Annotated in this window: 10 protein-coding genes and 2 tRNA genes; all 12 read left to right on the top strand. The window is 67.8% G+C overall.

Features of this window, described 5'->3' with window-relative positions; genetic code table 11:
* The coding region (locus N5C25_RS15185; RefSeq protein ID WP_279937221.1) for a biopolymer transporter ExbD at positions 1-399 on the top strand (399 nt) is incomplete at its 5' end.
* The gene (gene msbA / locus N5C25_RS15180; protein ID WP_058979578.1) at positions 396-2,144 is read left to right on the top strand and encodes a lipid A export permease/ATP-binding protein MsbA; all 1,749 of its coding nucleotides are present in this window, start codon (positions 396-398) and stop codon (positions 2,142-2,144) included. The genes N5C25_RS15185 and msbA, both read left to right, overlap by 4 nt.
* Complete coding sequence (lpxK, locus tag N5C25_RS15175; protein WP_058979581.1) at positions 2,144-3,163, top strand: tetraacyldisaccharide 4'-kinase; 1,020 nt, start codon at positions 2,144-2,146, stop codon at positions 3,161-3,163. Before msbA ends, lpxK begins: the two co-directional genes overlap by 1 nt.
* 74 nt (positions 3,164-3,237) lie before the next feature.
* Positions 3,238-4,011: a 3-deoxy-manno-octulosonate cytidylyltransferase gene (gene kdsB, locus N5C25_RS15170; protein ID WP_279937220.1), complete on the top strand. Its 774-nt coding sequence runs from the start codon at positions 3,238-3,240 to the stop codon at positions 4,009-4,011.
* Entirely contained in the window at positions 4,008-4,496 is a 489-nt protein-coding gene (locus N5C25_RS15165; RefSeq protein WP_251102260.1) for a low molecular weight protein-tyrosine-phosphatase, read from the top strand. The genes kdsB and N5C25_RS15165 overlap by 4 nt, the downstream gene beginning before the upstream one ends.
* Positions 4,493-5,905, top strand: a complete 1,413-nt coding sequence (locus N5C25_RS15160) for a hypothetical protein (RefSeq protein WP_279937219.1) — start codon at positions 4,493-4,495, stop codon at positions 5,903-5,905. The genes N5C25_RS15165 and N5C25_RS15160 overlap by 4 nt, the downstream gene beginning before the upstream one ends.
* Positions 5,902-7,746: an excinuclease ABC subunit UvrC gene (uvrC, locus tag N5C25_RS15155; protein WP_058979586.1), complete on the top strand. Its 1,845-nt coding sequence runs from the start codon at positions 5,902-5,904 to the stop codon at positions 7,744-7,746. Before N5C25_RS15160 ends, uvrC begins: the two co-directional genes overlap by 4 nt.
* Positions 7,747-7,764: 18 nt before the next feature.
* Entirely contained in the window at positions 7,765-8,391 is a 627-nt protein-coding gene (gene pgsA, locus N5C25_RS15150; protein ID WP_049413149.1) for a CDP-diacylglycerol--glycerol-3-phosphate 3-phosphatidyltransferase, read from the top strand.
* 181 nt (positions 8,392-8,572) lie between these two features.
* Positions 8,573-8,648, top strand: a tRNA-Gly gene (locus N5C25_RS15145).
* 138 nt (positions 8,649-8,786) lie between these two features.
* Positions 8,787-8,862, top strand: a tRNA-Gly gene (locus N5C25_RS15140).
* Positions 8,863-9,222: 360 nt separating this feature from the next.
* Entirely contained in the window at positions 9,223-10,686 is a 1,464-nt protein-coding gene (locus tag N5C25_RS15135) for an efflux transporter outer membrane subunit (protein ID WP_279937218.1), read from the top strand.
* Positions 10,683-11,822 carry an ABC transporter permease gene (locus N5C25_RS15130; protein WP_279937217.1) on the top strand — a complete coding sequence of 380 codons (1,140 nt, stop codon included), beginning with the start codon at positions 10,683-10,685 and terminating at the stop codon, positions 11,820-11,822. The genes N5C25_RS15135 and N5C25_RS15130 overlap by 4 nt, the downstream gene beginning before the upstream one ends.
* The last annotated feature ends 9 nt before the right edge of the window (positions 11,823-11,831 follow it).

The following is an 11,831-nucleotide window of genomic DNA, read 5'->3' as shown; positions in this document are numbered from 1 at the left end:
CAGGATGAGCCGCATATCGATCTGGTGCCGCTGATCGACGTCATCCTGGTGCTGATCATCTTCTTCGTGGTCACCACCACCTTCGATGCGCGCTCGACGCTGCAGGTGCAGCTGCCGACCGCCAGCCAGCAGCCCAGCAACGAGCCGCCGCGCTCGCTCAGCGTGCTGATCAACGCCGAAGGCCGCTATTTCATCAATGACCAGGAAGTGCTGCGCAGCGATGTCGAGTCGGTCAAGCAGACCATCGCATCGGTCGCCGGCAGCGATCGCAGCCAGCCGGTGCTGCTGCGCGCCGACGCACGCACCCCCTACCAGGCCGTGGTGACTGCGCAGGACGCGCTCGGTCAGCTCGGTTTCCGTCGTATCGCCATTGCAACTGCGCCAGAGGTGCGTCCATGAGTTCCCATCACGCGCCGGTGTGGCCGATCTACAAACGTCTGCTGGGCTACACCCGCACCTACTGGGTGTTCATGGTGGGCGCGGTCATCGCCATGGTGGTCGAAGCCCTGGCCGGCTATCACTTCACCAAGCTGATGGAGCCGCTGGTCAACGAGGGGTTTGTCGATCCGCAGCCGCGCGCGGCCGTGGTCCTGCCGCTGACCATCCTCGGCCTGTTCCTGATGCGCAGCGTGGCCACCTGGGTCAGCGACTATACGCTGGCCAAGACCGGCCGCAGCGTGGTCCGCGACCTGCGTGAGCAGGTGCTGCAGAAGTACCTGCACCTGCCGTCGTCGCACTTCGACACCGAAGCAACGCCGGTGATGGTCAGCCGCCTGAACTTCGATACCGAGCAGGTCACCCAGGCCAGCGCCGACGCGCTGAAGACCGTGGTGGCCGATACCCTCACCATCATCGCGATGCTGGCGGTGATGCTGCAGATGAGCGTCAAGGTAACCCTGGCGATGCTGCTGGTGGTGCCGCTGATCGGTGCCATCGTGTCCTACGTGGGCAAGCGCTATCGTCGCATCAGCCGCGGCATCCAGGACGGCATGGGCACGATGGCGCAGACCGCCGAGCAGTCCTTGGCGGCGCAGCAGGAAGTGAAGGTGCACGGCACCCAGCAGCATGAGATCTCGCGCTACTCGCGCCTGGCCAACCGCATGCTGGCGCTGAACATGAAGGTCGAGGTCACCCGCGCGGCGGCGTCCAGCGTGGTGCAGTTCCTGGCCGCACTGGCGCTGGCGGTGATCGTCTGGGTGTCGACCCGCGAAGCCCTGGCCGGCCGCCTCAATGCCGGCCAGTTCATGGGCCTGATGACCTCGATGATGGCGATCATTCCTTCGCTGCGGCGCCTGACCAGCGTGCAGACCTCGATTTCGCGCGGCGTGTCCGCCGCCGAGCGCCTGTTCGGCATCCTCGACATGCCGGTGGAGCGCGACGAAGGCCAGCACCGCGTGCAACGCGTGCGTGGCGAACTGGCGTTCGACCACGTCATGCTGCGCTACCGCGAAGACAGTGGCGTCGCCCTGGACGACATCAGTTTCGTTGCCAGGCCGGGTACGGTGACGGCCATTGTCGGCCGTTCCGGCAGCGGCAAGACCAGCCTGATCCGGCTGGTGCCACGCTTCTACGAGCCCAGTGGCGGCGTCATCACCCTCGATGGCGTGGCGCTGGATGACTATCCGCTGGCTGACCTGCGCCGGCAGGTGGCGATCGTCGGGCAGAAGGTGATGCTGTTCGATGACACCATCGCCGCCAACATCGCCTATGGCATGGAAGCGACCGACGAGCAGATCCGTGCGGCGGCCGAGGCCGCCAACGCCTGGGAGTTCATCGCGCGGATGCCGCAGCAGCTGCAGACGCCGGTAGGCGAGAACGGCGCGCTGCTGTCCGGTGGCCAGCGCCAGCGCCTGGCGATCGCCCGCGCGATCCTGCGCGACGCCCCGATCCTTATCCTCGACGAAGCCACTGCGGCGCTGGACAACGAATCCGAGCGCCTGGTGCAGGACGCGCTGCAGCGCCTGATGCCCGAACGCACCACGCTGGTCATCGCGCACCGGCTGTCGACCATCGAGCATGCCGACCAGGTGCTGGTGATGGACCATGGCCGCATCGTTGAACGCGGCACCCACAAGGAGCTGCTCGAGCTGGGCGGCCTGTACCAGCATCTGCACAGCATGCAGTTCCGCGAAAGGCAGGACTGATGGCCGGCAAGGGTACCCAGACCCCGGCGTACTGGTACGACGGCAGCCCGGTTCCGTGGGCGATGCGCCTGCTGGCACCGCTGTACGTCGGCGTCACCGCGCTGCGCCGGCGCGCCTATCGGCGTGGCTGGCGCAAGCGTTACACGCTGCCGGTGCCGGTCATCGTGGTTGGCAACATCACCGCCGGTGGCACTGGCAAGACGCCGCTGACCATCGCACTGGTGGAGCGCCTGCGTGCCGCCGGCTGGAAGCCGGGCGTGGCCAGCCGCGGTTACGGGCGCGAGGATGCCGACACGCCACTGTGGGTAAAGGCCGATACGCCGACCGCCAAGGGCGGTGACGAGCCGGTGCTGATCGCCTGGAAGACCGGCGTGCCGGTACGCGTGGACAGTGATCGTGTTGCTGCCGGCAGGGCGCTGATCGAGGCTGGCTGCGATGTGATCGTCTGCGATGACGGCCTGCAGCATTACCGGCTGGCGCGCGACATCGAGATCGAAGTGGTCGATGCGCAGCGTCGCTATGGCAATGGCCGGATGATTCCGGCCGGGCCGCTGCGCGAGCCGGTCAGCCGCGCCAGCGAGTGCGATTTCCGCGTGGTCAATCTCGGCCAGGCCGATGAGGAGACCGCGGCACAGGCCTGTGGCTTCGGCCAGTGGCCAATGGCCCTGCACATCGACAGTGCGCAGCCGCTGGCCGGTGGCCGCGCGCGCCCGCTGGCGTACTTCAAGGGCCAGCGCGTGCATGCGGTGGCCGGCATCGCCCATCCGCAGCGCTTCTTCGACATGCTGCGCGCGCGTGGCATCGGCGTCGTGCCGCATGCGTTCGCCGACCACCAGGCCTATCAGCCGCAGGACCTGTCCTTCGGCAGCCAGTTGCCGGTACTGATGACCGAAAAGGATGCGGTGAAATGCCGGGCGTTCGGCAACGACTGGCACTACGCGGTTCCGCTGCGCGCCGAGTTGCCCGCCGCGTTCTGGGTGGCGCTGACTGACCGCCTGGACAAGCTGCGACCGAACTGAGCGGCGCAGCGGCGCTTGCATTCACGCGCCGCCGGCCGCATTCCCCTTGTAACGAGCCTGCCGAGTACCGCCCCATGACCGAATTCGTCGTCGCCATCCCGGCCCGCTATGCCGCCTCGCGGCTGCCCGGCAAGCCGTTGCGCCTGCTGGGTGGTGAACCGCTGGTACTGCACGTGGCGCGCCGCGCGCTGCAGGCCGGCGCCCGGGAGGTCTGGGTAGCGACCGACGATCAGCGCATTGCCGATGCGCTGTCCGGGCTGGCCGAGGTGAAGGTGGCAATGACCGCTGCGTCGCATGCGTCCGGCACCGATCGCCTGGCCGAGTGCGCACGCATTGCCGGCTGGGCCGATGACACGGTGGTGGTCAACCTGCAGGGCGACGAGCCGTTCGCACCGGCGGCCGGCATCCGCGCCGTGGCCGAGGTACTGGCCAACGGCACTGCACCGATGTCGACCTTGGCCACCGCCGTCGAGGACGCGCCTACGCTGTTCGACCCGAACGTGGTCAAGCTGGTGCGCAACGTGCGCAACGAGGCGATGTACTTCAGCCGCGCGCCGATCGCCTGGCACCGCGATGGCTTTGCACGCAGCCGCGACGCGCTGCCGGCCGGTCACAACTGGCTGCGCCATATCGGCATCTATGGCTACCGTGCCGGTTTCCTGCAGCAGTTCGCGGCAATGCCGCCGGGCCAGCTGGAGCAGGTCGAATCGCTGGAGCAGCTGCGTGTGCTGGAGGCGGGCTACCCGATCAGTGTGGCGATCTCGCCGGAACCATTCCCGCCGGGCATCGACACGCGCGAGGACCTGGAGCGCGCCGAAGCGCTTCTTCAGGTGCTGGCTGCCCGATGAAACTGCTGGTCGTCTGCCTCGGCAACATCTGCCGTTCGCCGATGGCCGAAGGTGCGCTGCGTGCACGCCTGGAGGCCTCGCCACTGGCCGGGCGGGTGCAGGTGGATTCGGCCGGCACCGGCGACTGGCACGTGGGCGAGCCACCGGACCGGCGTGCGATCGCCTGCGCGGCCGGGCACGGTGTGGACATCGGCAGCCTGCGCGCACGCCAGCTGCAGGCCGCGGATTTCGACCGTTTCGACTGGATCCTGTGTGCCGACGAGGCCAACCTGCGTGACGCCGGCCGTATCGCCACGCCGGCCCAGCGCGAACGGCTGGCGCTGTACCTGCCCTGGTCCGGCGCGCAGGGGCGGATCGCGATCCCCGATCCGTACACCGGCGGGAGCGATCATTTCGAACAGGTCTGGTCGCTGGTCGACGATGCTGCAAAACGTGCAGTGGCACGACTGTTGCATGACGCCGACTCCGGCATAATCGGATCATGAACGTCCAGCCCGTCCCGGACCTGCCCGAGTTCGCCACCTGGCTCAACGCCACCCCCTGCACCCTGACCGAACTGCGCGGCCGGCCGGTCGCGCTGCTGTTCGTCAATGCGGCCTCCGCCTGGAGCGCGCAACGCCTGGCCGAGTTCGGCCAATGGCTGTCGCGCCATCCGGGCAAGCTGCAGCCGCTGGTGCTGCAGGTGCCGCGCTTCGATTTCGAACGTGACGCCAGCGCTGCACTGAAACTGCTGCGTCGCCAGGGCCTGGCCATGCCTGTGCTGCTGGATGCCGACTGGGATGGCTGGCGCCGCTTCGGCGTCAGCGCCTGGCCGACCCTGGTGCTGCTGGATGCACAGGGCAGGGAGCAGCAACGGCTGATCGGGCTGGGGGCCCCCGGTGAACTGGAACGCGCCTTGAACGCGCTGTGCCAGGGAGCCCCTTCGGCGCCGTCGCGCGGGGGCAGCGAACTGCATCCGGAACCGCGCCAGGCCCTGCGCTTCCCGTTGGGGCTGGCAGTCAGCACCGAGCGCCTGTACATCGCCGACAGTGGCCACCACCGCATCCTTGAATGCAGCCACGGTGGCCGCATCCTGCGCCAGTTCGGCCTCGGTACCGCCGATTTCATGGATGGCAACCTTGCCGAAGCGGCATTCCATCGCCCGCAGGCGCTGGTGCTGGAGCGCGATTCGCTGTACGTGGCCGATACCGGCAACCATGCCGTGCGCCGCATCAACCTGTTGACCGGCACCGTCGACACCCTGTGTGGCAACGGGCGTCCCGGTGCGCCGGTGGAAGGTCCGGTTGCGCAGCCGCGGCAGGTCTCGCTGGACCACCCGGTCGGCTTGGCCATTGCCGACAACCAGCTGCACATCGCGATGGCCGGCGACAACCGCATCTGGAGCTACCACCTGGGTCAGCGCAGCCTGCAATGGCGCGCCGGCAGCGGCTCCATTGACGAGCGTGATGGCAGCGGCCATCTGGCGGCCTTCGCCCAGCCCACCGCGCTCGCCGTGGTGCAGCAGGTGCTGTACGTGGCCGATGCGCTGGGTTCCTCGATCCGCGCGCTTCAGCTGCGTGGCGACCTGGTGCAGACCCTGGTCGGGCAGGGGCCCTGGCGCTTCGGCAGTGAAGACGGTCCCCGCGCCCAGGCCAGCCTGCAGTTCCCGCAGGCCATCGCGCTGAGCCCGGATGCGCCGCTGCTGTGGATTGCCGATACCGGCAACGGTCGCCTGCGCACGCTGCGCCTCGGCGGAGGCGAACTGACGACCCAACCGCTGCCGCGTCGCCTGCATGGCCCGGCCGGCCTGGCGGTGGGGGCCGGGGCGGTGTGGATTGCCGAGACCGACGCCCATGCCGTGCTGCGATTCGATCCCGACAGTGGCGTGCTCAGCGAAGTGCCGATCAGCGAATGACCGACGTTCCCGCCCCGGCCTTCGACGGCAAGGCCTTCGCGGCCCAGCTCAGCACCGCGCCCGGCGTGTACCGCATGTACGCCGCCGACGACACCCTGCTGTATGTGGGCAAGGCCCGTGCACTGCGCAATCGCGTTGGCAGCTACTTCAACGGCAGTCCGAAGAACGCGCGGATCATGTCGATGATCTCGCAGATCGCGCGCATGGACGTGACCGTCACGCGCTCGGAAGCCGAGGCGCTGCTGCTGGAAAACCAGCTGATCAAATCCCTATCGCCGCGTTACAACGTTTCGCTGCGCGACGACAAGACCTACCCGCATGTACTGCTGACCCGCGAGAACTGGCCGCGCATTGCCTTGCATCGCGGCCCGCGCGCCATTCCTGGCCGCTATTTCGGGCCGTACCCGGGCGTGACCGCGGTACGCGAAACGCTGAACCTGATGCACAAGCTGTTCAAGCTGCGCAGCTGCGAGGACAGCGTGTTCCGCAACCGTTCGCGGCCGTGCCTGCAGTACCAGATCGGCCGTTGCAGCGCGCCGTGCGTGGAGCTGGTAGCGCCTGCCGAGTACGCCGAATCGGTGCGCCGCGCCGCGCTGTTCCTGGAGGGCAAGAGCGACGAGCTCACCCGCGAGCTGGGCGAGCAGATGCAGGCCGCCAGCGAGGCGCTGGAGTTCGAGCAGGCCGCGCGCCTGCGCGATCTGATTTCCTCGCTGCGCAGCATGCAGACCCGGCAGTACGTGGACGGCCGCGCCGCGGACCTGGACGTGCTGGCGGTGGCCATGCAGGGGTCGCAGGCCTGCGTGCTGCTGCTGGCCTTTCGAGATGGCCGCAACCTCGGCACCCGCCCGTTCTTCCCGCGCACCAACGGCGAGGAAAGCCCGGAGGAAGTGCTGGCCGCGTTCGTTTCGCAGTACTACATCGAATTCGAGCCGCCGCGCGAGATCCTGCTGGACCGCGAGATTCCCGATGCCGACCTGCTGGTTGCCGCGCTGTCGGCCTCGGCCGAGCGCAAGGTGCAGCTGAAGTGGAACGTGCGCGGCGAGCGCGCCGGCTACGTGGAACTGGCCAGCCGTAACGCGCAGCTGACCCTGGCCACCGAACTCAACAGCCGCAACGCGCAGCACGCGCGCAGCGACGCACTGCGCGAGATGCTGGGCCTGGCCGAGCCGGTCAAGCGGGTCGAGTGTTTCGATATCAGCCACACCCTGGGCGAGGCTACCGTGGCCTCGTGCGTGGTGTTCGATGCGGCCGGCCCGGTGCGTGCGCAGTACCGCCGCTTCAACATCAGCGGCATCGAGCCGGGCGATGACTACGCCGCCATGCGCCAGGCCATCGACCGCCGCTTCCGCCGTGCGGTGGAAGAGCAGGGCGTGCTGCCGGACGTGCTGCTGATCGACGGCGGCGCAGGGCAGCTGGCGCAGGCGCAGGCCGCACTGGCCGACCTGGGCGTGGAAGGCGTGCTGCTGGTGGGCGTGGCCAAGGGAGTGGAGCGCCGCGCCGGCCACGAAGCGCTGGTGATGCCCGATGGCCGCGAGCTGCGCCCGGGCGCGGCCAACCCGGCGCTGCAGTTCATCCAGCAGGTGCGCGACGAGGCGCACCGCTTTGCCATCACCGGCCACCGTGGGCGCCGCCAGAAGGCACGGATGACCAGCAAGCTGGAGGATATCCCCGGCATCGGGCCGCGCCGCCGCGCCAGCCTGCTCAAGCATTTCGGTGGCCTGGTGGGCCTGAAAGCCGCTGGCGAAGCGGAAATCGCCAAGGTGGAAGGCATCAATGACGCCCTCGCGGCACGTATCTACGCTAACCTGCACGGGTTGGCCACGCCCGATGCGGCCGAGTAGAGAGAGAAGCACGCAAGCATGAAGTTGACCCTGCCCACCTGGCTGACGTTGTTGCGGATCGTGATGATCCCGGTGCTGGTGCTGGTGTTCTACCTGCCCTACACCTGGACCAACTTCGCTTCGGCGGCGATCTTCGGCCTGGCCGCGATCACCGACTGGCTCGATGGCTGGATTGCACGCCGTTACCAGCTGGAGTCGGCCTTCGGCGCCTTCCTCGATCCGGTCGCGGACAAGCTGATGGTGGCAGTGGCGCTGTTCCTGATCGTGCAGGGCCATCCGACGCCGTGGATGGCGTTCTGGGCGGCGGTGATCGTCGGCCGCGAGATCGCGGTGTCGGCGCTGCGCGAATGGATGGCCGAGCTGGGCCAGCGCGCCAAGGTGCGCGTGGCGATGATCGGCAAGATCAAGACCACCGCGCAGATGGTCGCGCTGCTGTGCCTGCTGTATTCGGTGGCCCCCAACGTGCCGGTGGAAGACATCTGGATGGGCTGGCCGGTGTTCCGCATCGGCGACTGGACCCTGGCGATTGCCGCGGTGCTGACCCTGTGGTCGGGCCTGCAGTACCTGCATGCCGCCTGGCCGAGCCTGCGTGATGACGAGCGCGCTGCGCGCGAGCGTGCGCGGCAGAAGAAGCTGGGCAACTGAGCCCATCGATCCGCTATCCACGCATGGCGTGGATCTACTGGAAATGCTGCATCCACGGATGATGCGGATCTGCCGGTTTGCGGGGGATGCTGTAGTAGATCAGCGCGGTGCTGGGCGCCTCGCAGGCCCTGAAAAAATCGCTTGACGCCATTCTTGGAACAGGTAAAATTTCGCCTCCCAAGCGGGAATAGCTCAGTTGGTAGAGCGCAACCTTGCCAAGGTTGAGGTCGCGAGTTCGAGTCTCGTTTCCCGCTCCAGATTCAAGAAGAACGCTCTCGCAAGAGAGCGTTTTTCATTCTCTCATCGGTGATGAAGTGGCGCTTCATCGATGGCATCGGATCTTCGCGATCCATGCTTGACCTCTGATGTGAATCCGGTAGAATGCCGCCTCCCAAGCGGGAATAGCTCAGTTGGTAGAGCGCAACCTTGCCAAGGTTGAGGTCGCGAGTTCGAGTCTCGTTTCCCGCTCCAGATTCAAGAAGAACGCTCCCGGAAGGGGGCGTTTTTCGTTTGTCGGGCCGGATGCGCCCATGGGTCGCCAGCAAGCGTTCGAGGCCGGTGGAGCGGTCAGCGCGATCACGATGCACCGACAGCCACCGCCGTGATCGAAGCGATTGGCTGCCAGCGGCGGGGAAGTTCACGCGTGTGGTACGTCGAGCCGGGGAGGCGTCGCAATGTGCAATGCGCCGTGAAAAGCATCCAGTGTTCTGCCCCGGGAACGCGTTGAAAGCGCAGTGAAAGACTGGGGCAGCGTTGCCTGAACCGCACGCGTGTGGTGACCGTTTTCGGACCAATTCTCCATGTTCGCTCCACAATCGCACGGTAGCCTTCATGCTCCTTCTACACGTTGGCGGGCTGGTGGTCAGGCGTATCACTTCAGTGGCAGTGCCCAGGGCCGGGCGCGGACTCTCCCTGCAGGCAGTGCTGCGCCCGGGCGCGCTGCTGACCAGCCTGGCGCTCGCAGGTTGCATGTCGGTGCCGGCTCCGGACCTGCCTGATCGCACACCCAGCACCTGGACCCAGGTGCCGCAGGGCCAGGGCGTAGCGGTGGATGCCAGGCAGTGGTGGAAGGTGCTGGCCGACCCGGCGCTGGACGGCCTGGTCGACCAGGCCATCGCCGGCAACCTTGATCTGCAGCAGGCCACGTTGCGCCTGCAGGCGGTGCGCATCGTCGCCGACGCCTCCAACGCGCGCTTTCTGCCAGAAATCACCGCCAGCGCCAAGCAGGTGCAGGATGCTGCTGCGGTCGACACTTATTTCCATGCCGGTATCGAAGCGATCTGGGACCTGGGCCTGTTCGGTGCCGCCGAGAGCGCGCAGTTGAGCGCGCAGGCCTCGGCCGGCAATGCCGAGGCGCTGCGCAATGCCGCACGGGTGGCGGTGATTGCCGACGTAGTGCGCAGTTATCTGGACCTGACCGTGGCCCAGGCCCAGCAGGATCTGCTGGCCCGGCAGCAGGCCGTGGATGATCGCGGCGAACAACTGGCACTGGTTCGCCTGCGCTTGCGCCTGGATGAGCCGGGCGAGCTGGAACGCCTGCGTGCGCGCCAGGCCGCGACCCGAGCAGCGACGGCGCAGGCCCGCGAAAACGCGGACAACGCGGCCCGCGCGCTGGCGCTGCTGCTGGGGCGTGACGGGCCGGATCCCGCCTGGCGTGCATACCGCGCGCCGCCGAAGCTCGGTGCATTCTCACTGCAGCAGGTCCCGGCGGACCTGTTGCGCCACCGTCCGCAGATCCTGCTGGCCGAATCGGAGGTGATGCAGGCCGCGGCCAGCAAGGGTTCGGCGCGCGCAGCGATGTATCCACGGGTCAGCCTTGGCGGCTCCATCCTGTACGCGTACAACCTCACCCAGAACGCCCGCTCCAATTCCGATTCGAGCCCGTCGATCGGCCCGTACATCGATATTCCGCTGTGGGACTGGGGCCAGCGTCGCGCGCGCTTCCATGCCGATGAAAAGCAGCTGGATGCTGCCTTGCTGGGGTACCGCAAGGCGGTGCTGGAAGGTGTGAGCGAAGTGGAAGGCGCGCTGGGCAGCCTGGCGCGGCAGGACAGCAGCATCCAGTCGCTGCGCGCGGCCAACGATGCCGCCGGGCAGCAGGTCAAGCGCCAGGCGCGGCAGGTGCAGCTGGGCCTGTCCAGCGAGTTCGATGGGCTGGATACGCAGCGTGCCGCATTGGCCTCGCAGGCCGGCCTGATCGGTGCTCAGGGGGCGCGCGTGCTGGCCTTTGCGTCGCTGTACCGCGCCCTCGGCGGTGCACCGCTGCCGGTCGAGGCTGAGGGCGAACAGCAATGATCGCGCTGGCCCGCAAGACCCTGGCCTATGAGTGGCGCCGGTTCCTGCCGGTGGTGCTGGCGATGTGTTTCGCCGGCGTGCTGCTGATCGTGCAGGCGGCACTGGTGCTGGGCATCTTCGGTACCGCTGCGATCTACGTGAAGGCATCCTCGGCCGATCTCTGGGCCGGTTTCCCCGGCACCCAGAGCGTCAACTACGGCCATGCGATCAGCGCCGATGTGGAAAGCCACCTGCGCATGGACCCGGATGTCACCCGCGTCGAACCCTACGAGTGGGTCGACGGCGAATGGCGGTCCGGCGCGCGGGGCACCGGCAATGTGTCGGTGTACCTGTCCGGCATCTCCACCCGGGACGACGCGATGATGTTCGCGCGCATCCTCCCTGCGAACCTGCGCGCGCAGCTTCGCGAGCCCGGTGCGGTGATCGTCGACAGCGCCGATCTGGATACGCTGGGCGTGGACCTGCAGAACAATCGTGCCTGGATCAATGGCAAGGCGGTGCGCGTGGTCGCTGCACAACCGGGCCTGCGGGGCCTTGGTGGTGTCAACGTACTGGCCTCGCTGGACACGGCGCGCGCCATCGCCGGCACCGACCCACACGCGGGAAGCACCTATTTCGTGGCGGGCTTGCGCTCGCCGGACCTGGCCGACCGCGTGCGTGACCGCCTGGCCGCGTCGATGGGCCAGGCCACACCGGTCGAGTTCTGGACCGCGCCGGCGTTCGCCAGCCGTTCGCAGCAATACTGGCTGTTCGACACCGGCGCCGGCATCGCGGTGCTGTTCATGGCCGTCATCGTCTGCTTCGTCGGCGCGGTGATCACCAACCAGTCGTTCGCCTCGGTGGTGGCCGGCTCGGTCCGCGAGTACGCCACGCTCAATGCACTCGGTGCAGGCCGCTATGCGCTGGCACGGGTGGTGTTCGAGCAGGCATTGCTGATCGGTGGCGTGGGCATGCTGCTGGCGGCGGCGTTCAGCACGGTGGTGCTGCTGATCGCGCAGACCCAGCGCGTGCCGGTGCAGCTGACGCCGATGGTGATCCTCGGCTGCGTGGCGCTGGTCGCGGTGATGGCCATGCTCTCCAGCATCATGGCGGTGCGCAGTGTCGTCCGCTCCGATCCATCGTTGCTGCTGCGTTGAGGACCGGCC

Source organism: Stenotrophomonas sp. GD03958, assembly GCF_029839005.1.
Taxonomy (GTDB): Bacteria; Pseudomonadota; Gammaproteobacteria; order Xanthomonadales; family Xanthomonadaceae; genus Stenotrophomonas; species Stenotrophomonas hibiscicola.
This window is presented reverse-complemented; position numbering and strand designations above follow the sequence as displayed.

What these genes read in the sequence shown, in the direction of transcription:
- msbA (WP_058979578.1), top strand. Translation starts at nt 396, where the DNA reads ATGAGTTCCCATCACGCGCCGGTGTGGCCGATCTACAAACGTCTGCTG.
- lpxK (WP_058979581.1), top strand. Translation starts at nt 2,144, where the DNA reads ATGGCCGGCAAGGGTACCCAGACCCCGGCGTACTGGTACGACGGCAGC.
- kdsB (WP_279937220.1), top strand. Translation starts at nt 3,238, where the DNA reads ATGACCGAATTCGTCGTCGCCATCCCGGCCCGCTATGCCGCCTCGCGG.
- N5C25_RS15165 (WP_251102260.1), top strand. Translation starts at nt 4,008, where the DNA reads ATGAAACTGCTGGTCGTCTGCCTCGGCAACATCTGCCGTTCGCCGATG.
- N5C25_RS15160 (WP_279937219.1), top strand. Translation starts at nt 4,493, where the DNA reads ATGAACGTCCAGCCCGTCCCGGACCTGCCCGAGTTCGCCACCTGGCTC.
- uvrC (WP_058979586.1), top strand. Translation starts at nt 5,902, where the DNA reads ATGACCGACGTTCCCGCCCCGGCCTTCGACGGCAAGGCCTTCGCGGCC.
- pgsA (WP_049413149.1), top strand. Translation starts at nt 7,765, where the DNA reads ATGAAGTTGACCCTGCCCACCTGGCTGACGTTGTTGCGGATCGTGATG.
- N5C25_RS15135 (WP_279937218.1), top strand. Translation starts at nt 9,223, where the DNA reads ATGCTCCTTCTACACGTTGGCGGGCTGGTGGTCAGGCGTATCACTTCA.
- N5C25_RS15130 (WP_279937217.1), top strand. Translation starts at nt 10,683, where the DNA reads ATGATCGCGCTGGCCCGCAAGACCCTGGCCTATGAGTGGCGCCGGTTC.